The sequence below is a fragment of the Mesoplasma seiffertii ATCC 49495 genome (assembly GCF_000518725.1).
Taxonomy (GTDB): Bacteria; Bacillota_I; Bacilli_A; order Mycoplasmatales; family Mycoplasmataceae; genus Tullyiplasma; species Tullyiplasma seiffertii.
The window spans coordinates 1-25,397 of sequence record NZ_JAED01000009.1 but is presented as its reverse complement, the minus strand read 5'-3'; the positions used below and the strand labels follow the sequence as shown (position 1 = coordinate 25,397).

Sequence of the window (25,397 nt, the reverse complement as noted above, 5' to 3'; positions counted from 1 at the left end):
GTTGTAATTTTTATAAAAAAGGGAGTAGTTATAATTTTATTTTTTGGCTAACTTTTAAGCAATTTTAGCAATGCTATCAAACTTAAACGGCATGGTTCCTTGACTACGAGAATATTTAAACTCGTAGGTAACATGCGATTGTGTTTCTAAATTAGTGTAAACAACTTTTAGAGTTTGTCCAATAATAATTTCATTATCTAAAAGTTGTGGTTCTGAAAAAGTTCATTGGTATTGATTTTCGGCATTAAAACGTTGCATAATTTCTTGTTTATAATCTTTCACTACATTAATATGGCTATAAATGCGATTTAGAACTTGAAAAATTTCTTGCAGGTGATCAGTTACTTCAGACTGCTTAGAATTATCCATCTTAACTCGTTCAAGCGCAATTTTCTCAACTTCAGTAATAACATATTTATTATCTTGATCTTGACTAGGATTTTGACGGTATTGGTTGACCACTCAAAATTCTTTATTGCTTGTGTTTAACAATGTACTTCAATCTTCAATCACATTCCCAGCTTGATTAATTTGTGCTTGAGTTAAAATATTTCCATTCGCTATTTTTGGTTTATTACTGAATAAAGTTATTTTATTTTTTGCCGAACTTATATAGATATCAGATAGAGTTTTAGTAAGTTCTTGCTTATTATCAACATAAACACGTTTACCATTTAAAGTTAAATTAATTCCATTTCGAACTTCATGTTCTTGATGATCAGGGACAAAAAAATGTTTGCATAAGAAATCTCATAAAGAATTATCACGAACACCAAATGATGTAATTCCGATAATTCTTAAAGTGTCTTTTAAGTTATCTAAAAGTTGCGAAATAATGTTTCCACGATGGCTATTTCCATATTCATCAACTCACTCATTATTAATTAAATAATCGTTTATCAATTTTGAAACATCATCAATATAAATTCCATAAGACTGTAACGATTCTAAATCTTGCTTATCATCGATTTCAAAGTCATTTGCTAGACTGTCAATTATTTCAGGAATAGTTTTTTTAGTGTAAAACTTTAGTAATTCATCAGGTAATTCATCAGGTGTTTTATTTAATAATGAACTTAATGGTTTTTTTAAAACTGATTGAAGATTCATCGGAACATCTGCTCCTCCTAAAAAGTCATTAACTGCTTTTTTAGTTGCATCATCAAGTTTATCTCAAATGTTGATTGTTACGATACTTCCAATATTAATTGAAAATTCAGATCTGAAGTCTTTGGCATATAACGAAGAAAATAAATTTTTAGTTAAATATTTAGGAAAATTAGTAATTCCTACAACTGTTTTATTAAATAATTTTTTAAGAGTTTGATTTAACGGACCTTTAAAACCATCAGAAACTCCTTCATCATTTGAAAAAGCATAAAAGAAGTTACAAATTAAATAATAAAATTGATCACTTTTAATTAAACCTTTAAAATCTTGAAGACTAATTTTTGATAGAGCTCCAATTACTGGAGTTTTAATTGAAGTCAAACCTTTTCAAATTGATTCCGCTGTTGTCGCCCCTTTTCCAATTAAAAAATTTTGCAGTAAATAGTAACCAAAATTCGCTCCATTAGAACCATTTTTTGAAGAAAAGTTTCATTGATGTCTCACGGTGTTCCCAGTTTCGCTTCAGTCGAACTCGAACTTCTCAGTAACTTGACTAGCATCTCCAAATAAAATAAATAAAAACTTCTGCAAACGTCTACCTTCAGGATCATTTTGATTTCCAATTGCCCCTAAATAATATTTAAATGTTGTTAATAAATATTTAAAGTTAAAATTTGCCGCGGCAAACTTATCTCCAACTTTGCCTTTAAAGAGATTTTTATAAAATGTTTTATTATTTAATTTATCATCAAACAAATTTTGCCCATTTTTAGGATTCACAGATTTTGTTTTATCAAACAGTGAAAATTGCATTTGAAAAAATTGTAAACCTTTAACAAATTCTTGGCCGGCTTTAATATAATTCAAAGTGTTATCTAATGTTAACTTTGGTTTTGAAGATATTAATTTTGAGTCACTATCCAATGGTTGTATTCCTAAATACAAACTTTCTGCTGCTTTAGAAAGATTAGTCTTAACATCAGCATCAGTATTTGTTGCTAAGGGTACAAATTGAGGATTTTTAATTAAAGAAACCCCATTTGCAATTGATATAAACATTGCTCCTGTCATATTTGCTAATGAAAGATCATAACTTTCACGAATAACATCCATTTTTGTAATTCCTTGATTGATACTTTTAACAATATTTTGGTTAGTAAAAATTAATTTAACCGCTTGAGAAATATATTTAAGATTTTGTTTACCAACTTTATTTTCCAAAATTGAAAAATCAATTCCTGCTCCAAAACCTTTTAAAATATTAGTGATCATATTAGTAGAAATTGAAGGAATCAATTTAATTATCATATCAATTGCTTCTGCAATAGTTTCTCCATCAATTCCTAAAAAACCTTGCTCAGGAATAAATTTGGTTAGTAATTCATTTGAAGTCCCTTTTCTACCGTTTAACTTAATATTAGAACTAAGCTCAGTCTTTTTAAAGCTCATGTCATTGCCAAAATAGCGAAAACTTAGATCACCAAATGTCGCTTGCTCATCAAGGGCAAAATCATTTTCGTTATAAGGTTTATCATTTTCATTTAGTTGATTAATACTGTCTTTTGCCTTCAAATGATTAAACATTGAATTTAATACTTTTGAGCTATATTGGTATTGATCTCCTAAAATAACTTTTTTAGCCATTAAAGCCGCTGTTCCTTGTAAATTATTTAGAGAATTATTAAAAACTTTCTCCTTAGGCTTTCGAACGTTATTTTTATCATCTTGTTGAGACTTTTTTGGAAGACAAGCAGCTACTGTTGTTGATGCTGAAACTCCGATTGTCAATGCTCCAAGAACGCTTAAAAATTTTTTCATAAACTTCTCCTTATTACCGAAATAGTCACAAACTAACACTTTTAAGTTTATATAATTTTACTATCAAAATGAGAATTTTTTTACTGTCGGTTTTAAACCCAGTTTTTGAATAACTAAACAAATAAAAAAACAGCCAAAGCTGTTTTCAAATTAACGTTTTGAGAATTGAGGTGCTCTACGTGCTCCACGTAATCCGTATTTTTTACGTTCTTTAATACGTGCATCACGAGTTAATAACCCAGCTGCTCTTAAAGATTTTCTGTAGTCTTCACTTGCTTCTAATAAAGCTCTAGCAATTCCTAAACGAGTTGCTCCTGCTTGACCAGTGAATCCTCCACCTTTAACAGTAACTGTGATATCAAAATCAGTTGATGTTCCTGTAGCGACTAATGGTTGTTCTAAATCTTGAACAAGTGTTGCGTATGGGAAAAACTCTAATGCAGCTTCTCCATTAACAACGATGTTTCCCTTACCTGGAGTAAGAATAACTTGAGCAACAGAAGTTTTTCTTCTTCCTGTTCCTCTATAAATAACTTTATCTGCCATTACTTATTGTCTCCTTTTTTAGTATTAACTTCTAATACCACTGGTTTTTGAGCTGCGTATGGGTGGTTTTCTCCAACAAATACGTGTAATGCTCTAAATTGGTTTCCACCTTGTACATTTTTAGGTAACATTAGTTTAATCGCACGTTCTAAGATTTTTCTTGCATCTAAATCTCTTTGAACCGCTACAGTTCTTCTTCTTAATCCACCTGGATGCATTGAGTGGTGGTAGTAAGTTTTATCTGATTCTTTTTTACCTGTAAATTTTGCTTTCTCAGCGTTAATAATAATAACGTGATCTCCGTTATTAATGTGAGGTGTAAAGTTAGGTTTATTTTTCCCTCTCAATACCATAGCAACTTGAGTTGCTAATCTCCCCACTGTTTGATCTGCAGCGTCAACGATATATCATTTTTTATCGATGTCTTTTGCAGAAATAAGTGTTGTTTGATTCATGTGCTTTTTTCTCCTTATGACCTGTCCGGGGTAAAAGTGTAGTAAGCGATATAATTATAAGTAATTTTTTAATATATATCAAGATATCTTAAAAAAGATAACAAGTTTTTTTATTTAAACAACTTCAGCATGTTTTGTTAAAGTTCTAACTTTGAAAGTTGAATTTGCGTTGAAGTTTTAGTATATCAAATCGCTTTTTTAAGCTCGCGAATTGCTGATTTAGTTTTGGCTTGTTTTAGTTGTTCCTTAAAGTCATGAATTTTAGTTTGCATGTCTTGTTTAAGTTGCTTGCGTTTTTCAGTTCACAATAAATGTTCTTCTGTCTTTAGCTGCTCAAATTCATTAGTATTTGGTACAGAAACTCCTAATTCTTGACAAACTTCCAGTTTGGTTTTATTTCATGCTTGAGCCGTTAAATCTTTTTGACTTAATTTCAAAGCAGATTTTAAAGTTTGATAGTTTCTAAAGTAAACTTGACTTGAATAAGCATAGAACGCCTTTGATTCAGCGAATGTCATTGCTGTAGTAACCCCAAAATATTTTTCGTTTGCTCGATAAGTAATTGCTCAATGCTGATCAATTCAGTTTTTCAATTTATCATAAACCTTAAGATTGGTATTATTGTTAACTTTGCGTCGCATTGCGACTGAAATATTTTCAATTAATAAAGTAAATAGAATAATTCCAAACAGTAATGCTCCAAATTCATGAAAGTATTGATCACGGAAATAAGCGTTTAATAGGTATCCCATATTTCCCGCTCCAACAGCTCCTAACATTACAACCTCTTTAAAGTTAATTTCAAAACGGTAAATAATATTCGAAATAACAATTGATGAAGTTTGAGAAACAATTCCGTATCGTCATTTACCTAACCAATTAACTCCTGTCGCTTCAAGTTGAGCAATAATCTTGACATTAATATCATCAAATTGCTCACGATTATACTTTGTTAACATTCCAATAGTACCCATAATCAATGCCAAAATTCCTGTGAATGGTCCTATTCCTACTAATACAATAAATAGAATGGCATAAATATATGTTGGAACGGCACGAAGAATTGATGTCAAAGCTATAAAAATTCTAGCAACATATTTATTCACAATTTTTTCAGATGATAACATTCCTAGACAATAAGCAAACACTGCTCCAATAAAAGTTCCTACAACTGCTATTGATAAAGTTTCAAATAACAAATAAGCAACACTCATTGGAGCATTAGTATTGGCTCCACTTGCAGTTGACCCAAAAAATGATGCTCAACTGATTTGAAACATTTTCAGAATACTTTTATTAGTCATAATGATAGTTTCTTTATTCGCTAATTCTACTTGAATTTGTGAAAGTGAATAAGCAAATAAGATGAATATAATTGCATATAAAATAAAACGCTTAATGTAGTTCTTTGGTTGAGCTCTCAAAACCATTTCAGGAGTTAACGATTCTAAAAATTCTTGATGTTCTTGAGATGCTAAAGTTTTTAACTCGCTAACTTGTTGAGCTTTTAAAACTTCAACTTTAGCATTAAATTCGCTTAAATATACTTTGTCTAAACGCACCTCATATCCTAACTCTTTTGATTTAACAAAACAACTAATTTGACTATGAGTACTTTGTAGTTTTTGGCGATAAGCTTTTTTATCACTCTCAATAGATTGTTGGTGTTGTTTTTTAAAATCTTTAATTAAAGTTTTCTTAGTTTTTTTCAAAGATTGCAAAAGCTTTGAATCTTGGCACTCTTTAATTTCAAAGTTAATTTTTTTAGCAACAATATGTTCCAAGTAATAATCTAGATTTTTTGATTGCTTAATTTTTGATATTTGTTTTTGATATTTTCCTTGCACTTTTTGATCTAGTAAAGAATCTTTGTCTTCAATAATATAATTTCGGATAATTCAGATTAATATTTCCAAAGTCAAAACTACTAAAACTAATAACGTAATTAAAAACCCTACACGATCTCAAGAATTTAAGTCAACTTGGTCATTAATCATTTGACCAATACCAAGTTTTGTTACTCCAGCAATAATTGAAATATAACGGATATTAGTTTCAAGACTATAAAAAGTAATGGCCAAAACATGATGAGATATTTGGGGTCAAACAGCAACTCTAAACGAACGATTTTTAGAAGCTCCTGTTGCTCTAGCAGTAGTATAAATTTGTGTATTGACTTGTTCAATTCTTTCATACAAAGTTTTTCCAGAAATTGAAAAAGTAAAAATGATTAACGCCAATGTGACAGTAAACGTAGTTTGACCAAAATAGTTTACTAATAGCAAGGCATAAACAAACGCCGGAATTGTTCTAAAAATTGCTAATATAATTCTGGCACCGTTGTTAACAACTTTATTTTTTACAATATTGGTTGACGCCATAATTGCAATTGGAACTGCAATAAAAGTTCCAATTAATGTTCCTGCAAATGCCATTATTATGGTCACTCAAATTGATGCTAATGAGCGTCCTAAAAAAGATGTTCCAACAATATTTTTTTCAGTAAATTCATCTCAGTTTCATTTAAACATTTCTTTGAAGCGACTAAATAGCGCCGGCAAATCACGAAATGTTTCTAACCATTTTGATTCAGTTGAGAGGAATGAAAAAATAATTAAAGCAATAACAAATAAAGTGACTGTTCAAAAGAACAAGCGTCTGGGAGGTTTAGAATATTTAGTATTAACTTTAAAAACATTACGGTTAAAAAAACTATTTAGTTGCCTCTTTACCATTAATAATTACCCCCATAAATTTCTTTAAGTTTGGCTTCGGTTAATTGTTGTGGGGTTCCATCAAAAACAACTTTTCCGTCATTTAACCCAATAATTCGACGACAATATTTAACCGCAAGATCAACATGATGAATATTAATGATTACAGTCATATTTAATTCTTGATTGATTTTTTGAAAATCCAGCATAACCTGGTTTGCTAAAATTGGATCTAACGCCGACACTGGTTCATCAGCAATTATAATACTTGGATTTTGATTGATTGTTCTTGCCAAAGCAACTCTTTGTTGTTGACCACCTGATAAATTGCCTGCTCGTGTATAGGCATAATCCAAAAGGCTCAACTTATCTAAAGCTTTTAATGCTTCAACTTTTTCTTTTTTTGTAAAAAATCCTAAAAATACTCGATATCATGGTAACTTAGCAACTCTAGAATTTAACACATTTTGTAAAACCGTTTGTTTTTCTAAATTGTTATATTCTTGTGACATTAAACCAATTTTAGTTCTTAATGCTCGTAGCTCTTTGCCATTGATGCTACTTAGATCATATTCTTTATGTGTACCATCATTTTCTTTAATCTTAACTAGAATATTTCCTGAAGATATAATATTTATTTGATTAATAGTTTTCAAAAGCGTTGTTTTTCCTGCTCCCGAAGGACCAATCACGGCAACAAATTCCCCTTCTTCAATTGTTAAGTTAATATTTTTTAAGACATGTTTACCATTAGGTCAAACTTTATCAACATTTGTAAATTTAATCATTTTGTTTTATACATGCACAAAATGCATTTTCATGCATTTTGTCCTTTCTTTAATTTATTTGCACATTTTATAATCCTTTAATAAGATTCATAATTTCTTGTGCTTTAACTGAGTTTAAATCAATATTTTGATCCAAACTTGCTTCTCATTTCGAAGCATCTTCTTCACCAGGACCATTATATCCTGAGTGTTTGTAAACATCAAAGATTTCCTTGTTTTCTGGTTTGCTAACTAAATCTTGAAAAGCAGTTCGTAAATCAGTAATTAATGCTGTTTGATTTTTTAAAGCTTTTCGAGAATAAGCAATTCCATCATTTAAAATCCCTTCAGAAACTCCAACTACTTGTGAATTGTTAAAAGCTTTAGTTAACTCTTGGTTATCTTTAATTTCGATACGAATATCTGAGTATCCAACCGCCATTTTAGTTTGTCCTGTTCCTAGTTTTGAAGCAACATCTGGATATGAAGATTGTGTTTGAGCATTGTGATAGACTTTAACAATTTCTTCATTATTTAGTCCAATTGTATTTTTCAATCACATTAATGGATAAATCATTCCAGCACTAGAAGTTTTACTTGCTGACAATGAAAAGTTTTTCCCTTCATCACTAAGTACTAATTTTTTAATACTTTCTTTGTATGCTTCATCAGAATTTCAATCAATTGGATTGGCTTCTAAATATTTGTTATTCGCATAAATGTATGAACGATAATAAGTTGCGTGTGCTTCTGACGTTGTTAATTTTTCTTGAATAGTTTCCTTATTATCTTGTTCATTAATACTTAAATGGTCATTATAATTTTTGGCAAGTGCTAAAGAATCTTTTGCTTCTAACTCACGCAAGGCCTTATTATTTCAATCACCTTGGTCATCTTTAAAATAGTCATGTTCAATAATAGTGGCATCTCTTGTAGAATTTAGTAAAAATCCTAAATCACTATAACGGTTATCCGCTTGCTTTGTTCCTTTATATTGGTTATATGTTCCAATTGGCAAAAATGCCAAAGCAGCTTTACCAGCTTGCAATGATTGACCAGCTGCTTCATAATTTGTTGAAGTTGAAATAACAACTTTCTTTTTAAAAGTTTCACCTCTTGATTCTGCAAGAGTTTTCAACTCATTTGTAAGTTTTTGTTCCAATGGCTTAACCGTGTTAATAACACTAGTAGCCTCATTAGAAGGAATAAATACAATACGAAGTTCCTCATCTTTGTTTCCACAAGCAACAACTGTTGAAGTTGTCGCTGATAAAATCCCCAAACCACTGATAATTGTTAATAGCTTTTTCATTTCATCTCTCCTTAAGCAACAATTATGTATAAATCTAAATAGAAAAAAGACACAATACACCTGTTCAAAACATGCATTGCGCCTCTTATTTTTAATAGCATATAGTGGTACATCGGTGTACCGTAGAGACATTCAACCATTATTTGAACATATATAGGCTTATAAATATTTAGTTTTATATCGTTATGATAATATGAGTTGCTTCGCTTTGCAAGGATTTTAGAAATTATTTTAAAGTTTTATATTCATGACTTGATCAAATCAGCCATGTCTTCAGCTTGTTTTTGTGTTTCAGTAATATTTTTATCCAAAGTGTTTTCTCACTCTTTTGAAGCTTCTTGACTTTGAGGACCAACATATCCTGTATGATTGTAAACATCAAAAATTTTGCTATTTTCAGATTTAGAAATTAACGTTTTAAAACTTTCACGCAAGTTGTAAATTAATTCTTGATCATTTAACGCTTTCTTAGAATACATAATCCCATCATTAATAATGGCATTAGAAATTCCAATTACTTGAGTTTTACTGAATGCTTGTTCAGACTGTTCTTCTGTTAAATTATCATATCTGATGTCGGCAAATCCAGTTCCAAATTGTAAGGCATTAGTTGATGTTTTTAATGCTGCATCCAAATAATCGTTCTGAGTTTTAGAATTTTTAAAAACTTTTTGAATTTCATCATTTGACATTCCTAAAGTTGACTTCATTCAGATTAATGGATATAAACTTCCCGCACTTGATGTTCGACTTTTTGCTAAAGTAAAATCATTATTTAATAATAACTCTTTAGTTGCTTCAACATATTCGGTTTCATTTTTAAAATTATTTAAATCATATTCTTTACTTTTCAAAAACTCGTTATTGGCAAAAATATAGCTTCGGTAGTAAGAAGCATCTTGAGTTTTATCTTCTGATTGATATTTTTTTCTTCATTTTTCTCGAGAAAATGTATCTCCCGATTTTACTGCCATATCTTGATTATATTGTTTGGCTACTTCTCATGAATCTTTACTATTGATTTCGGCTTTTTGATTATGGTTATTTTCGAAGTACTTAATTTCAGTATTAACTCCAGCACGAGATGATTGTAGTAAGACTCCAACTTTATCAAAAGAATTTGAACCGTCAATTGGTTTTCCTTTATATGTGTTGTAAGTTCCCACTGGCAAAAAGGCAATATGAGCTTTTCCAGCTTCTAATGCTTGACCAGCGGCTTCTGGTGAAGTTGACACCGAAACTTTTACTTTCTTTTTAAACTGCTGCTGATTTTTTTGATATCTTTGTTCAAGTTCAGCTTGTAACTTGTTTTCGATTGGTCTGACAGTTTCTAACAATCCCACAGAATTTTTTGAAGGAATAAAAACAATCTTTAATTCATCTGGTCCTTTACAAGAAACAATTGTGGCACTCATTGTTGCAGTCAGTGATGCAGTTCCGATAATAGCTAGCAATTTTTTCATTTTTCTCTCCTTTTTTTGACATGGCAAATCTAAAAAAAAAAAAAAAACTGGACACTAAAACGCTTGATACGCTTAAGTGTCCACATTTTCAGCCTATTACAATGATATTCTTCTGATCCATAATGGACCTGTAGGCGTTTGGTTATTAAATTTGCTATTATTAAGATACTAAAATAGTTTATATTTGTCAATTAAATTTATCTTTTTTATTCAATTAAAGTTTTCTGCCTTCTTATTGGTCCCAAAATCAAACATTTTTACATTATATGTCAGTATTTTGCAACATTTTTGTGGCATTAACTTTCGTAATTGCTCTAAATCCGTAAGCAATTGTTACTAAATAAATTCCTAACACAGAAACTGCTACACCAATAACTAACCAGAATGGGAATACCATTGGCAGAACCATGCTTGATTTGGCAGCTACAAGTGTTAACGCTGAAATGTAGGCGTATCACCCAACTGCGGTTCCAATTGCAAAAGTAGCTCCAATAACAATGAAATACATTCCTAAAATTGTTTTGGCGATGTAGTTATTGCGATATCCCAGAACTTTCATCGTTGCAATAAATCGGGCATTATCAGTAATAATCAAGTTTGTTGTCAACAGAATGATTACAAACGTAATAATTAAGACCAAGACAATTGCAAAAATCATTACAATCATTACTAAGTCTGACATTTGGTTTAAAATATCTTTACTAATTTGGGTTGGCACAATGGCTTTGATTGAACCTTCAGCTGCTCCATCGGCTAGAACCCCATTTTTGTAACCACCATTCATTCCAAATGGTGAGTAGTCTCCATATTTTTGGAAAGTTGAAATTGTACTTTTCAAATCTCCAATATCTTCACTTAAAGAATATTTATAATTGAACACTGGATTAGAACTTTTGAACATTTGATAAATCTTTTGTGATTTTGTAGCTACATCTGCATCACGTGAATTTAAAAAGTCCTTTTTAAATTCCTCAAGAGTCATTCCCAATTTTCAATTTTTTAAATAAATTTCTTCATTTATAGGATTTTTAAATTCATTTCCTCACTGACGAGAAAATTGATTAATTCAGAAATATTCTTCAACAAGATCATAACCTAAAACCTTGTTAGCATTTTGATTACTAATTCACGCAGCAGCTGTTCCATAACCATCATGAATTCCGGCAACTTTGAAAGTAACCGAAGTTTTTTGATCAATAATATCGTTTTCACCTTTAAGTATTGATTGGTAAACTTCTCCAATATCTGTCAATCCTCCAGCCAAAGTTTTTCCCGCTAACTTAATTGGTTTTGAATTAGAAGTTGTATCAGAGTACTGTCTAAATGGATGATCATAAGATGAAGATCCATATTCATTTCCCCCAGTATATTGATCAAGGGTATACGGTTGATTATTTTCATCAGTTAATAACTTTTTAATTACATTTAAATCAACATTATCACCTTTTTTTAGCTTCAACTTTTGGGCAACAGTTTGATTAATAACAATTTCATTATCGTTAGAATTTTTGAATAGTTCTTGATTTAACGAATTGCCTTTTTCATCTTCTAATTGCATAAACGGATTGTTTAAATTATCTAGTCCATAAATTTTGAAGTTGACATCGTCTTTACTTTGAACATTCATATATGTTCCAATTTGATCAAGTTCATCTAATGGCACTAATGAAAAGGCGGTATTGAACTCTTGGTCATTTTTAACTGCTTCTTTAATATTTTGTTGAACAAAATATGGTGAACGCGAATAAGCTGCTTGAATGATAACATGATCAATTCTTCCAAAGAAGTACATTGAAAATCACTTCATATATTTGTAAGTATACGCATCTAAAGTTTCCTGATCTTTAATTGAATCTAAATCAATAGTTTCATATTTATCATCTTTATAATTTAACTCTTCATCATTATCATAGATACGGTTTTCACCTAATAAATTAGTACCATCCGAAATTTTAAATATAGGAGGTGTCGGAGTTTTAGCATTAATTGCATGATTTAATTGATTAAAATCTTTAATCGCTGGATTCAGTTCCATTGCAATTTCATAACTATCTACTAATTCATCAGTTGCTTTAAGATATCGTTGTGCTCCCTCAGCTTGATTAAACTCAGCAATTTTTTCAGAGTTTGATTTTGCTGTCGAATCAATTTGTGGTAATGATAAGAAAACTGAGTTAATATACTTTTTATAAAAGGCTTGAAATACCTTAGTTACCCGTAATTGGTCGTCTTTATTGTATTTAACATTGTCAAAAAACTTAACTAAATCAGGTCATTGATTTAAAGCAAAAATATACATAATTTCTGAACCATCTCCAGGAATTGGAGTAGTTGCTTTTTGGGCCATCAATTTTTGTAAATTAATTCCAACGTTTAATCCATAAGAGTTAGTTAGCTTCATATTAGCAGCTAAAACTCCTGAAGTGAAAATTTCATCATCTTGAACTATTAATGAGAAATAATCACTAGCAACTTGTCGGTTAATGTAAGCCTTAATAATTTTATCCATATCATAAACATAAGTTTGACCATTATCAAGAGTTTTTAGCGGAACGTTTGTTCAGTATTCTCCTGGTTGATTAATAAGCTTAGCTTTACGATATTCAGGATTAGCAATTGTTTTATTGTAAGCTTTTAAGAATGTATATGGATTATTTACAACTGGTTCATTAAATTCAACCAATTGATTATAATTAATTCCGTTATATGCGGCTTCACGGTTAACGTTTAAAGCATTTGGTGCTGCATAGGCAACTGTCATTACTCCTGAAGCAATTAAAACAACTGCTCCTACACATGATAGTTTTCCAAATGAATTAATTAATAAAGCTGTACGAATTTTTGATCCAAAGCTATTACGCATATTTAAACGTTTGATAGCCATTCCAAATCTAGTTACTTTTGTAGACTTATTAGCGCTCATTAAATTTAATGCTGATGATTTAAAAATCAACAGCGCCATTAAGAAGGCAATAAAGGTTAGGAAAATTCATAAAATAAATACAACATTGAAAAATCCTACATAATCAAATTTTCATGTTGAAAAGTCTAATGAAAAGTAATTTGAAACTTGGTCAATTAAAATAATTTGTACTGGCTGAGCAAGAATGAATCCAATAAATGAACCCATAACCGCAGTAATAAACGGAGTCGTTACATAGTTAAAAATAATTTGTCGTCGACGATATCCTAATGCTTTCATTGTTCCAATTTGTGATTTTGATTTATCAATTTGTTTTTTAGTAATTAATCCAATTGTATATAGACAAACAATAAATAATAAGATCAAAGTAATTGAAGTAATTCCATGATAGATTTTTAATGTTGATTCAATTGCTTGCGTACGGTTATTGTAACGATAAGCATCATCACCAATCGCATACACATAGCGTTTTTGCTCATTGCGAATATTTATTAGTTGTTTTCAGCTAGCATTGATTCTTTCAATTTGATTGCTAGTTGGAGTTATTCCTGATTTTGTTTTTAAATTGAAAAAACTTTCTCATTCATTATTTGAAGTAATTGTTAATTTACCATAAGTTTGGTCATATAGGTAAAATCCATTTTCTTGTTTAATTAGACCAAAATTACTTGGATGTAAATAAATAAGTCCTTCACGTTGTTTATTTGGTATTGGAGTATTAGCGTCCAAAATTGGCATGACAAAGTCTGCTGAATTTCCTAATCCAGAAACTTGATATCAATCATAGTTACTAAACTCTCCTTCATTAAAGGATTCATCAATTCCTTTTTTTTGCAACTCTTCAATTGCCTGAAATTGTTTGTCAGTAGTTCCCTTATTGTTACGAGAAGCTACTAGCATTTGGTCCCCCAAAGAATCTTTTTGTAAACGAATAAGATCCCCGATAGCCAATTTATTTTCGGCAGCAAAAGTTGTGTCTAAAACAACATTTCTTGTATGTTGATCATCATAACCTGTTCCTTGATAAATAACTAATTTATCAACTGCATTAGTGTCATCATAATTTGTTTTAACAATTGCCTTTAAATCCATAATATGACCATTGTTATAAACTTGTGAAAACTTACGAGCTTCAGTTCGGCTTCAGTTAAATGCAATATCTTCTCGGCTGTATTCTTTTTGTAGCTTAGCCATTCAATATTGTTGCGCTTCAACTAAATTTTTTGGTGCTCCCTGGCTGACTTCTTGAGTCGGAACATTTTCAAATGGGTCAATTTGTAAAATAATATTATGTTGGTTTGAGTCTTCTCTTAGAGCATTATAGTTATCCAATACCCTAATTGAAATTGAACTCATAAGCGAGATTACTAAAGCCAGCATCGCAACTAGCATTGTCAAACCAAAAATTTGCGATAAGTTTTTAAAAGAATTTCGTAATGAATTCTTTAAAATAAGTCTCATGCCTTTCATATGTATCCTTTCATTTTATTAGTTTTAAAACAAAAGACTTGGTGGAGTTGTCCCCTTTTTAGCTTCTTTCAAAGCAAATGCTTGTTGAGCATTAACTTTTAATTCAACATTTAAATTAAACATTTTTTTAAAGTCATCTTTGCCTTTTACTTCAATAATTTTTCGAGTCATTTTTTGATTACGTTTTTCACGAACTCTTACAGCTACTTTGGTTACAAAGTACACAATAAAATTAGAGATATCAAATAATGGTGTGTTACTTTCAGTCAACATAAAATCATAAGTCTTAGTAAGTACATATGTCACAATACTAATGATAATAAAAGTTATAATTGTCACCGCTGTGAAAACTGCTTGGGCAATAAACATATTTGCTAAATCACTATTTCCAAATTTAAAAAGTTCACTACTATTTGCCGAAGTTGTTGCTACTCCAATTAAAATTGCAAACTGAAAAAAAGTAGTTCCAATTCATAATGACAAAGCAACTAAAGTAGATGAAGCCAATTCAAAATTAGTTCTTAATAATTTAGTTTGGCGATACTTCAGTAAAAGTTTACACAATCCCAATAAAATTACACTTGAATAAACAAATGAAACAGCAATGAATCCTAAATTAACTGCTAAAAGAATTGTTGGAGTTGAAATGGCAAATTTACCAATTGAAGTCAAAGAACCAATGTACAGAAAAAAAGTTATCAGAAAAATTTTTGATCAAAAACTTACTAAGTTACGCTTTTTCATATTACCCTCCATATTTAATATATTTTATCAAAAATAAATCAATAAAAAAAGAAACACTCCATTTATAAGTGTTTCTTTGAGAGATATTGGAATAATTAAATTTTCATATAACTTACGCTTTCCTTCTCATCTTTCGAATCATCCAGAAACTCATAACCTATATCAACAGGTAATTATTTTTAGCGACATTGTTTTGAACCAATATCTCTTAATAAAATAATACACCTTTTTTAAGAATATTTAATTTTTTGTAAACATAATCCACAAGCAGGGGCCACAATTGGTGATTTTTCGCCAATTCCCTGAAGTTTTTCGCGTAAATCTACTTTTGAAAAATGCTTATTTTGATAAACCGCCAATGCAGCTCCCACAATCATTCGTATTTGATAGCGAATAAATCCTTTAGCCTGAAACTCAATCACAACTCGATTATTGCTATTACGAAAAACTGTTATTTCATCAATTTGACGAACAGTTTTGATTATCTGTGCTTCTTGACTAGTCAACCCTGAAAATAATTTAAAATCATGGGTTCCTACAAAAAGATTCATAATCTCTTGCAACGCCTTAATATCAATAAGTCCTTTTGATCAACGAAGTTCGAATCTTTGAGAAAAAATATCATCGTCTTGATCATTAATTATATAATGATAAGTTTTTTGAATAGGATAGCGAATATCAAATTCCGCTTCTGGTTTCGTGATATTAGTAATTCTTATTGCTTTTGGTAATGCTTTATTAAGGGCACCTTTGAATTGATCTAAATTAGGGGCAAACTCCAAGGTTACTAAAACTTTTTGGTCTAACGCATGAACTCCAGCATCAGTTTTCGAAGCTCCTAAAACTTTAAAATTAGTAGTCTTGGTAATTGCTTTTAACGCTTTTTCCAATTCACCTTGAATAGTTCGCTGATTTGGTTGAATAATTCATCCACTATAATCAGTTCCATCATAACTAAGTGATAGTAAACACTTCATTTTAATACAATGTTAAAGCATCTAATTGTGGCATATGCAAGAAACTAAAAGTTACTGGCATTGAAGCATAAACAATTGCAAAGATAGCAATTGCTAATCCTAAACTGAATAACACAAAGTCAACTAGTTTAAATTCAAATTGCACATAACGTGTTCGTTTCGCATGTGGCTCATATCCACGAGCATCCATTGCATATGCTAAATCCTCGGCTTTTTGGAAGGCTGAAACTAATAGCGGAATAATCAATGAAGTTAGTCCTTTAAGTTTGTCCTTTTTCTTTCCGTTTTTAATATCAATTCCACGAGATGATTGTGCTTTCATAATTCTTCCGGCTTCATCAATTAAAGTCGGAATCATACGTAAAGCAATTGATATAATCATTGACAAAATATATACTGGAATTCCAATTAATCTTAATGGTAACAATAAATCTTCGATTGCTAAAGTTAACTGTAATGGTTGAGTTGTTCCTGTCAAAATACAAGTTAAAGTAATCATTAAGTAAATTCTTCATCCCATTAATAATGCGCTATAGACGGCTTTTTCACTAAATCATAAAACTTTTCAATTATAGAAATGTCCAATTGCCATAAAATTCTTAAGTTGATTTTCATCTAAATGATTTTTAATCTCTGGTGATAGATTTCCAACTCATCCTGTGCTAGTTTGAGTTACTCATCCTTCAAATGCTGCAGAATTATCACTAAACAGTGATGAATTCGGATGCATTAAGAAAAAGTTCAAAAATAAAATAACTGTAAAAATAAAACAAACTGGGAATAGCAATGTTAACAACATTCTAAAACTTAATTTTGATAACACAAACAATCCCATGATTACGGCACTCATAAAAATGTATCCTGTATAACCAATTGGGAAAAAGATTGCCACAATTAATAAAATAATCATTACCAACTTTAATCTTGGATCCATACGATGGATAATTGAATTTTTAGGAATATATCGCCCAAATGTAATTCTCATATTAATGCCTCCTCCTATTCGTTTGTAGTAGCTAAACGATACTCACGAGCAAAGTCTTCTACTGTTCTTACTTGTTTATTTAAAATATCAATCCCTGCTGCTTTTAATTTATACATTAAGCGATAAAGTTTTGGTGGTTCAATTTCAATTTTTTCCAACATTGTTTGATTAGAAAAAATTTCAAATGGTGTTCCTTTAGCAATTAGTTTACCTTCATGTAAAACTACAACTTGATCGGCAATTTTTAAAACTTGATCCATGTTATGAGTTACCATGATAATACGTTTTTTTTGCTCGGTATTTAAACGTTTAAATAACTTCATAAAGTCATCTTCACCTTGAGGATCTAATCCTCCAGTTGGTTCATCTAAAACTAAAGTATTTCCATCCATTGCAATAATTCCGGCAATCGCTACTCGACGTTTTTGCCCTCCACTTAGTTCAAATGGAGAACGAGTTAAGTAATCTGCTGGTAGTTGTACTAATTCTAATAATTTTGGCACTGCTGCTAAAGCTTCCTGTTTATTTCCACCCATATTAATTGGTCCAAATGAAATGTCTTTTTCCACAGTATCTTTAAACAATTGGTATTCGGGAAATTGGAATACCAATCCAATTTCTTTACGCAATTCTTTAACTTCTTTAATTTTTTTCATCGCTGCGGGAATTTGGTAATCTCCAATTACTGTGCGACCAGTTTCAGTTGTTAACAACCCATTAGTTAACTGAATCATTGTTGATTTCCCTGATCCAGTTGTCCCGATTACACAAGTAATAATCCCGGCTGATAAAGTTAAATCTGCATTATCCAAAGCACGGAACTCAAACGGTGAATTTTTAGAATATGTATAAGAAACATTTTCCAAAATAATATCTCCAGAAAAATCATATTTTTTCTTTGCTTTACGTTCTGCTTTAATTTGATCCATATACTCTTTTTGTAGAGCTTTATCTGATTTTGTTATTTTTTGCATATTTGTTTCACCAACTCATCCATATTTTTTGAATGTTGAACTTTAACTCCAACATTTTCCAAAGCCTCTTCAACTGTGGCTAAGAACGGAATATCCAAATGACGTGCTCGTAGATATTCTTTATCTTTAAGAATTTCTTCAGGAGTTCCCATTTTTTCTAAGCGACCACCATTCATTACAATTACTTTATCAGCATTTAAAATTTCATCCATATCATGAGTAATTGAAATAATTGTTTTTTCACGAGTATTACGTAATTCCACCATAATTTCTTTAATCTCACGATTACCTTTAGGATCTAACATACTTGTTGCTTCATCAAAAATAATAATATCTGGGTTCAATGCTAACGTCGAAGCAATTGCTACACGTTGCTTTTGTCCCCCACTTAAATTTAGAGGCTCTTTATCTAAAAAGTTTTCCATGCGAACTTTAGTTGCTGCTTCAACAATAATGTCACGCATAGCTTCAGGATTAACACGTTTATTTTCTAATCCAAAGGCAATGTCAGCTTCAACTGTTGACCCAATAAATTGGTTATCAGGGTTTTGAAAAACAATTCCTAAAAAACGACGAATTTGATCTAGATTATTTTTAGTCATTAAATTCCCGAAAACTTTGATGTCTCCTTGTTCAGCTGAAAGAACTCCAATCAATAGTTTTGATAAAGTAGATTTCCCTGATCCGTTATGTCCAATGATTGTGACATACTCTCCGTGCTTAATATCAAAATTAACATCTTTTAAAGCATAAGGAAAATCTGGAGAATACTTAAATGATAAATTACGAACTTCTAAGGCATTTTCAGAAATTTTCGGTAATGATGCTCCACGACCTTTTTCCTTAATAACCAACTTAGCTTCATCATATAAATGTTTTGCAATCGCAAATTCAGCATGAGCTTTTTCAATATCACTTGCAACCTTTGACTTTTTAGCAGCTTTTAATAAGTTTTGAGCATTCTTGAAATTAATTTTAAACGCATTGTTTTGAGTTACCTTTGCAAATTCATTTTTAACTGCACGAAACTCTAAGCGAATCTTTTGTAACTCTTCTTTGGTAATTTGCTTATTAGCATACTTATCTTTTGCAGCATAATAAGCACTACTTTTTTCAGTTGTTTCAATATAAAATTTATTTAAAATTATTTTGAATTCATTTAAGTCATTTTCATTTAAATTAGTTTTATAAAACTCTGTAAATAATTCTTTCATTTTTTCCCCCAATATTTTTATTTGTATTTTATAAATATTATAAACTACAAATGCATTGAAACAAAAAAAATAAGACCGGTTTTGGTCCTATTTTTTTGAGACTATACTAATTCGATAATTACGATTGGTGCATTATCACCTTTACGGTTATCTAATTTAAGAATTCTTGTGTATCCACCGTTTCTTGTTTTGTATTTTTTAGCTATATCTGTAAATAATTTTTGTAATGCTGTTTCTTTATCTGAAACTTCTACATCTCTTAATCAAGCTGCTGCTTGACGACGTGCATGTAAATCACCACGTTTTGCTAAAGTCACCATGTGATCAAAATGTTTTCTTAATTCTTTAGCTCTTGTTTCTGTGATTTCTAAACGTTCAGAGACAATAAGTTCAGTAGTTAAGTTACGCATTAATGCAATTCTTCAAGCTGTATTTTGACCTCTTTTTTGAATATATGACATTGTTCGTACCTCCTTTTTCTATTAAACTTGTTTGAAAGTTAACCCTAGTTGAGCAACTTTATCTTTAATTTCTTTTAATGATTTACGTCCAAGATTTCTGATTTCTTGAATTTCATCTTCTGATTTTGAAACTAACTCTCTTAATGTGTCAATTCCAGCGCGTTTTAAACAATTTAAACTTCTTTGAGTGAAATCTAATTCTTCAACAGTTTTGTCAAGTTCTTTTTCGTCTTCATCAGTTACTCCAATAACTTCTAAACCATTAATTTCTTGGTTTAAGTTAATGAAGAATTCTAAATGAGCAACTAAAACTTTTGCTGCTATTGAAATTGCTTCGACAGCTGAAATTGAACCATCAGTTGTTACTTCAATTTCTAATTTTTCTAAATCGATTGAACGACCGATTTTTGTTGAATCTACACTATAAGCTACTTTCAAGATTGGTGAGTAGTTTGAGTCAATTGTAATTGCTCCAACTTCTAAGTTTTTTTCTTTAGTATTATCTTTAAATGATTTATACCCACGTGAGTTTTTAGCAAATAATACTAAATCTAAAACTCCTCCATCAGCTACAGTTGCAATGTGTAAATCTTTGTTTAGCACTTCAACTCCAGTTGGAAGTTCTAAGTCTCCCGCTGTAACTGCTCCAGTTGCTGTTGTTACAATTTTTAACTCCGCAACTTCTTCGTCAGTGTAGATATTAGCATCAATTTTTAATACTAATTGCTTGATATTTAAAATGATACGTGAAACGTTTTCTACAATCCCAGGGATTGAAGTAAATTCGTGTGATGCTCCAGCAATTTTAATTGCATACACACTTGCTCCTGGAGTAGCTGCTAAAAGTGTTCTTCTAACTGCATTTCCTAAAGTGGTTCCAAAACCTCTTTCTAGAGGTTCAACCATAAATTTCCCGTATGATTTATCTTGCTCTTCTTTTAAAAGAGTGAATTCTGGTCTCATAAATTGTTTCATATTAACCTCTTGGGCGTTTTCTTGGACGCACTCCGTTGTGTGGAATTGGTGTAGTATCTTTAATTGAAGTAATTTCTAACCCAGCAATTTGAAGTGCTCTAACAGCAGCATCTCTTCCTGGTCCTGGACCTTTAACTTCAACAGATACAGTTTTAACCCCATTATCCATTGCACCTTTTGATGCTGCTTCTGAAATCATTTGAGCAGCATACGGTGTAGATTTTTTAGAACCTTTGAATCCTAATGCACCAGCACTTGATCATGAAAGTACATTTCCTTTTTCATCACTAATAGTAACAATTGTGTTGTTAAAAGTAGAGTGAATGTGAGCGATACCTTTAGGAATATTTTTTTTGATTCTTTTTTTACCTTGTGATTTTTGGTTTGCCATAATCTATTCTCCTTCTACCTATTTTTTCTTATTAGCTACAGTTTTTCTTGGTCCTTTAGCAGTTCTAGCATTAGTTTTACTTGATTGCCCTCTTACTGGAAGACCTTTACGGTGTCTTAACCCTCTGTAACTTCCGATTTCCATTAAACGTTTAATGTTTAATGATACTTCTCTACGTAATTCACCTTCAGTTTTTACTGAAGCTAATTCTGTAGAAATAGCTTTGATTTGTTCTTCTGTTAAATCTTTAACACGTACATCTTCGCTAATGTTTAATTTAGCTAAAATGTTTTGAGATGTTGATAATCCAACTCCATAAATGTAAGTTAGTGAAATCACAACTCTTTTATCATTTGGTATTTCTACCCCACTAATACGAGCCATATTACGTATTCCTTTCTTAACTATTGTTAATTTAATTTTTAATTAAACGAATTAACCTTGTCTTTGTTTGTGTTTTGGTTGAGCACAAATAATCATTACGCGGCCTTTACGTCTAATAACACGACAGCTGTCGCACATTGTTTTGACTGATGATCTAACTTTCATCGTTTGAACCTCCGTATTCGTTTTGCTTTTTAAAAAGCAATAATTAACCGGAAACCCGATTAATTAAATTTATTCTTAATATTTTTTTAATTACGAATTAGTATTTCGCTTAGCGATTGTTCTAAAAGTAATTCTTCCACGTGTCATGTCGTATGGTGATATCACGACTGTTACCTTATCTCCAGGTAAGATGCGAATGTAATGCATTCGGATTTTACCTGACACGTGTGCATCGATAACTATGCCGTTTTCCAGTTGTACTTTGAATTGTGCACTTGGCAACACTTCAACAACCGTACCTTCAAATTCCATTTCTGCTTCTTTTGCCATATAATTTCTCCTAATCTTTATAACGAGTTAAAACTTCGCTACCACTATCAGTTACTAAAATAGTATGTTCAAAGTGTGCAGCCATACTGTGGTCTGCTGAATACACTGTTCACTTATCAGATGCAACCTTAGTTTTGAATGTTCCCATTTGAACCATTGGTTCAATAGCAATGACCATTCCTGATTGTAATCTCATACCAGTGTCTGGAGTACCATAATTTGGTACGTATGGTTCTTCGTGCATTTCTGTACCAATTCCATGTCCAGTATAATCTCGGGGAACACCAAAACCAAATGATTCAACGTACTTTTGGATCGTTGCTCCAATTGTCCCTATTCTTGTTCCAGGTTTAACTTGCTCAATTGCAAGTTCCAAAGATTTTTCAGTCACCTCTATAAGTATAGCATGTTTTTCGTCTTTTGGGGTACCAACTATTTTAGTAAATGCAGAATCTGCATGATATCCTTGATATACACATCCAGTATCAATACTTACAATATCACCATCTGCTAAAATTCGGTCTTGCGGAATTCCGTGAACTAACTGATCATTGATCGAAACACAAATTGTTTTTGGAAATCCCCCGTAACCTTTAAAGTTTGATGTACATCCATTAGCAAGAATAAATTCTTCAAATGCTCGATCTAAATCTAAGCAATTAACCCCAACTTGACACATATCTTTTAGCATCTTGACAGCTCTTGATAAAACTTTTCCTGCCACTCGCATTTTATTGATTTCTTCTAATGATTTAATAGTTACCATTATTTAACTAATTCTTTCTCAATCATTTGATAAACAGTTTCCCCATCCAATTCTGAGGCTTCTTCAATATGAATAAATCCTGGTTTGTTACTATAGAAATCAATCAATGGTTTAGTGTCAGCTTCATAAGCTGCTAAACGAACCGCAACTTTTTCAGGAGCATCATCAGGACGACGAATTAAAGTTGCTCCATCATTGTCACAAATTCCTTCAACAAGTGGTTTACGAGTTTCAACATGATAACTAACTTTACATACTGGACAAATAATTCTTCCTGAGATTCGTTTCAAAATTACATCTTGAGCAACATCAATATAAATTACTTTATCCATTTTTGAGTTAACTTCAGCTAACATTTTTTCTAATTCTAAAGCTTGTTCTAGAGTTCTGGGAAATCCATCAAAAATTAACTTTTCATGGTTAGTTTCTAAATAATCCTTAACAATTGCGTTAACAATTTGATCAGGAACTAATTTTCCTTCGTTCATATATTTCCCACATTCTGCCCCTAATGCAGTTTGATCAGCAATTTGCTTACGCATTAAATCTCCAGTCGACACTTGAGTATAACCCAAACGCCCTACTAATTTTTCTGCTTGAGTTCCTTTTCCTGAACCCGGTGCTCCTAATAGCATTATATTCATCTTAAAGTCCTTCTTCTATTCTATGATTCTCTCTCTTGAATCTATATAGTTATTTTATCTTGTATCTTTTTTAAAAAAAGACCTATTCAAAAAATAATCAATAAATATCGAGTTATTACTTATTTAGTAAATATAATATAATTATAAATAACGGGGGTCATATGAAAATTCAAATTATTGGTGCTAGTGCTACTGGAAAAACAACATTAGCAGAATATATTGCTAACAAACATAATATTAAATGAATTGACACTGATTCCTATTACTGAAAAGCAGGAACTAATCAAACAATCAGAAATACCGTTGCTGAAAAAATTGCCTTATATCATCAAGATATCGATAACCTTGAAGATTATGTTGTTGCTGGTTCAACTTATAGTTGATATAAAGAAGGCTTTGCTGATGTAGATTTGTTAGTCTTTTTATACTTAGACGAAAATACCCGTATGCAACGTTTAATTGAACGGGAATTGGCGCGTCATGGTAAAGCAGGGTTGGCTTGTGATGAAAATGGTAACTGCACTAATGACTTTATTGAATGATGTCGGAAATACTATACTAATTTAGATCCTAATGAGGGTGGCACTTATTTGGCTCATACTAATGAAATTAATAGCAAACAAGTCCCGGTTTTAAAATTAGATGCTTCATTAAGCACAGAAGAAAAATACAACGAAATAATGAAAATCCTGAAACGTTAATGTTTCAGGATTTATTTTAAATTAAAATATCATTCTCTTGTGGTGAATTATTAAATTCCTCAATTGCCGTTTTTAAAATAGCTTTCATTTCAGCTATTTCATCCTTACTTTCTTCACCCCCACGAGTTATAATTGCAGTTTGAACAGCTACAAAAAAATCAGCAATTATAATTGTCTGTTGTAATTTACTAAAAGCAGTAAAAGTTTTTAATCCTTGTTGATTTTTTTTAGCTTTAGCAATTTCTGCTTTTAAGGAATCTAAATTTGGAGTCTTTATTATCTTGGGTGTTTTAGGCGGTACACAAGCAATAGCCGTGGTACTCGTAGTTGCTATTAGTCCAACAGTTCCTAACAGTGCTAATATTTTTTTCATTTAGTTCTCCTTTTACATTAGTTATCTAGATAATATTATTTATATTCCATAAAAAGAAACAAATTATAAAAAAAGTTCTTAAACCATTTTTAAGGTTAAGAACTTTTAAAGAAATTTTTAATTTTAAGCCATTATTAGCAAAATAAATTAATGCCTGATGACTTAATGCATTTTTTGTAATAGTCAAAACAAGAAAAAAATAAATCAAAAGACAAGTTTCTGAAAATTTAAAATGTTTTAACGATTATATATTTTTAAGCAATGACTAAAGCAATTTTAACTAAAAACTTTGTTTTATTTCAAAATCAATAAAAAATTCTTTAACTTCATTGTATTCAGATTCATTAACTACAGTTATTTGAATTTTTGAACCTTCAGGTTCATCGCCTTTTGCCATAATAACTTCTACACCCTCAACTATAAGATCTCCAGCTGTAGCTGCTGCATTTATGGCTTTAGTAGCTTCATCAATTGAAGCAAACTTACCTTCACCTAAAAAATCTTCTATATTTTTTATCAAGGCTTCTTTATCAATATCTTTCTTCCCTTGAACTCATGTTGCAGTAAATGTTGTTTCTTGTCCATCAGCAATCTTATATCCATTTTCTGCTTTAACTTTAATAGTGATTGTATGATCACTATTTGTTGGCTCACCATCTAATTCAACACCATCAGCTAATTGAGTCTTTTTAGCTGCCGTAATTGCTGCAGTTTCATCAGCAAACTCTTTACCAT

24 protein-coding genes and 1 riboswitch are annotated in these 25,397 nt (G+C 30.8%); of the genes, 1 reads left to right on the top strand and 23 read right to left on the bottom strand.

The features are described from left to right. Positions 1-54: 54 nt before the first annotated feature. The 21 genes from L872_RS0100815 to L872_RS0100720 form a co-directional block, all read right to left on the bottom strand. A complete protein-coding gene (locus L872_RS0100815) occupies positions 55-2,928 on the bottom strand; it encodes an MOLPALP family lipoprotein (protein WP_027063007.1) in 2,874 nt (957 codons plus the stop codon). A gap of 150 nt (positions 2,929-3,078) precedes the next feature. Then, positions 3,079-3,474, bottom strand: coding sequence for a 30S ribosomal protein S9 (gene rpsI / locus L872_RS0100810; protein WP_027063006.1), 396 nt, complete (start codon positions 3,472-3,474; stop codon positions 3,079-3,081). Then, a complete protein-coding gene (gene rplM / locus L872_RS0100805) occupies positions 3,474-3,929 on the bottom strand; it encodes a 50S ribosomal protein L13 (RefSeq protein ID WP_027063005.1) in 456 nt (151 codons plus the stop codon). Before rplM ends, rpsI begins: the two co-directional genes overlap by 1 nt. 137 nt (positions 3,930-4,066) lie before the next feature. After that, a complete protein-coding gene (locus tag L872_RS04445; protein ID WP_051418403.1) occupies positions 4,067-6,664 on the bottom strand; it encodes an ABC transporter permease subunit in 2,598 nt (865 codons plus the stop codon). Beyond that, positions 6,664-7,431 carry a phosphonate ABC transporter ATP-binding protein gene (gene phnC, locus L872_RS0100795; protein ID WP_027063004.1) on the bottom strand — a complete coding sequence of 256 codons (768 nt, stop codon included), beginning with the start codon at positions 7,429-7,431 and terminating at the stop codon, positions 6,664-6,666. The genes L872_RS04445 and phnC overlap by 1 nt, the downstream gene beginning before the upstream one ends. Before the next feature lie 67 nt (positions 7,432-7,498). Beyond that, positions 7,499-8,722: a PhnD/SsuA/transferrin family substrate-binding protein gene (locus L872_RS0100790; protein ID WP_027063003.1), complete on the bottom strand. Its 1,224-nt coding sequence runs from the start codon at positions 8,720-8,722 to the stop codon at positions 7,499-7,501. Positions 8,723-8,804: 82 nt separating this feature from the next. Then, positions 8,805-8,899, bottom strand: a riboswitch (purine riboswitch). 62 nt (positions 8,900-8,961) lie between these two features. Further along, entirely contained in the window at positions 8,962-10,185 is a 1,224-nt protein-coding gene (locus L872_RS04440; RefSeq protein WP_051418402.1) for a PhnD/SsuA/transferrin family substrate-binding protein, read from the bottom strand. 262 nt (positions 10,186-10,447) lie between these two features. Beyond that, entirely contained in the window at positions 10,448-14,578 is a 4,131-nt protein-coding gene (locus L872_RS0100780) for an ABC transporter permease (RefSeq protein WP_027063002.1), read from the bottom strand. Between the two features lie 24 nt (positions 14,579-14,602). After that, on the bottom strand, positions 14,603-15,322 hold the full coding sequence (locus L872_RS0100775; protein WP_027063001.1) for a hypothetical protein: 720 nt from the start codon (positions 15,320-15,322) through the stop codon (positions 14,603-14,605). Between the two features lie 230 nt (positions 15,323-15,552). Further along, the gene (gene truA / locus L872_RS0100770; RefSeq protein WP_027063000.1) at positions 15,553-16,305 is read right to left on the bottom strand and encodes a tRNA pseudouridine(38-40) synthase TruA; all 753 of its coding nucleotides are present in this window, start codon (positions 16,303-16,305) and stop codon (positions 15,553-15,555) included. Beyond that, positions 16,301-17,284: an energy-coupling factor transporter transmembrane component T family protein gene (locus L872_RS0100765; RefSeq protein WP_027062999.1), complete on the bottom strand. Its 984-nt coding sequence runs from the start codon at positions 17,282-17,284 to the stop codon at positions 16,301-16,303. Before L872_RS0100765 ends, truA begins: the two co-directional genes overlap by 5 nt. Before the next feature lie 14 nt (positions 17,285-17,298). Then, positions 17,299-18,213, bottom strand: a complete 915-nt coding sequence (locus L872_RS0100760; protein WP_027062998.1) for an energy-coupling factor transporter ATPase — start codon at positions 18,211-18,213, stop codon at positions 17,299-17,301. 32 nt (positions 18,214-18,245) lie between these two features. Beyond that, positions 18,246-19,112: an energy-coupling factor transporter ATPase gene (locus tag L872_RS0100755; RefSeq protein ID WP_423793461.1), complete on the bottom strand. Its 867-nt coding sequence runs from the start codon at positions 19,110-19,112 to the stop codon at positions 18,246-18,248. 461 nt (positions 19,113-19,573) lie between these two features. Next, on the bottom strand, positions 19,574-19,933 hold the full coding sequence (gene rplQ, locus L872_RS0100750; protein WP_027048437.1) for a 50S ribosomal protein L17: 360 nt from the start codon (positions 19,931-19,933) through the stop codon (positions 19,574-19,576). 21 nt (positions 19,934-19,954) lie between these two features. Further along, positions 19,955-20,908 (bottom strand): DNA-directed RNA polymerase subunit alpha, encoded by a 954-nt coding sequence (locus tag L872_RS0100745; protein WP_027062996.1) that lies wholly within the window; start codon positions 20,906-20,908, stop codon positions 19,955-19,957. A gap of 1 nt (position 20,909) precedes the next feature. Further along, positions 20,910-21,299: a 30S ribosomal protein S11 gene (gene rpsK / locus L872_RS0100740; RefSeq protein WP_027048435.1), complete on the bottom strand. Its 390-nt coding sequence runs from the start codon at positions 21,297-21,299 to the stop codon at positions 20,910-20,912. Positions 21,300-21,317: 18 nt separating this feature from the next. After that, positions 21,318-21,683: a 30S ribosomal protein S13 gene (gene rpsM / locus L872_RS0100735; RefSeq protein WP_027048434.1), complete on the bottom strand. Its 366-nt coding sequence runs from the start codon at positions 21,681-21,683 to the stop codon at positions 21,318-21,320. Between the two features lie 51 nt (positions 21,684-21,734). Next, positions 21,735-21,848: a 50S ribosomal protein L36 gene (gene rpmJ, locus L872_RS04980; protein ID WP_027048433.1), complete on the bottom strand. Its 114-nt coding sequence runs from the start codon at positions 21,846-21,848 to the stop codon at positions 21,735-21,737. A 90-nt stretch (positions 21,849-21,938) separates the two neighbouring features. Continuing rightward, positions 21,939-22,178, bottom strand: coding sequence for a translation initiation factor IF-1 (gene infA / locus L872_RS0100730; protein WP_027048432.1), 240 nt, complete (start codon positions 22,176-22,178; stop codon positions 21,939-21,941). A 10-nt stretch (positions 22,179-22,188) separates the two neighbouring features. After that, positions 22,189-22,944 carry a type I methionyl aminopeptidase gene (gene map / locus L872_RS0100725; RefSeq protein WP_027062995.1) on the bottom strand — a complete coding sequence of 252 codons (756 nt, stop codon included), beginning with the start codon at positions 22,942-22,944 and terminating at the stop codon, positions 22,189-22,191. Next, positions 22,944-23,588 carry an adenylate kinase gene (locus L872_RS0100720; RefSeq protein WP_027062994.1) on the bottom strand — a complete coding sequence of 215 codons (645 nt, stop codon included), beginning with the start codon at positions 23,586-23,588 and terminating at the stop codon, positions 22,944-22,946. The genes map and L872_RS0100720 overlap by 1 nt, the downstream gene beginning before the upstream one ends. Before the next feature lie 161 nt (positions 23,589-23,749). Between L872_RS0100720 and L872_RS0100715 the strand changes: the two genes are divergently transcribed. Beyond that, positions 23,750-24,289, top strand: coding sequence for an AAA family ATPase (locus L872_RS0100715; protein WP_027062993.1), 540 nt, complete (start codon positions 23,750-23,752; stop codon positions 24,287-24,289). Positions 24,290-24,305: 16 nt separating this feature from the next. Here L872_RS0100715 and L872_RS0100710 read toward each other — a convergent pair whose 3' ends face one another. Continuing rightward, positions 24,306-24,662 carry a lipoprotein gene (locus L872_RS0100710; protein ID WP_027062992.1) on the bottom strand — a complete coding sequence of 119 codons (357 nt, stop codon included), beginning with the start codon at positions 24,660-24,662 and terminating at the stop codon, positions 24,306-24,308. Positions 24,663-24,942: 280 nt separating this feature from the next. Further along, positions 24,943-25,397: hypothetical protein (locus L872_RS05085; RefSeq protein ID WP_036268795.1), on the bottom strand; the 455-nt coding region annotated here is incomplete at its 5' end.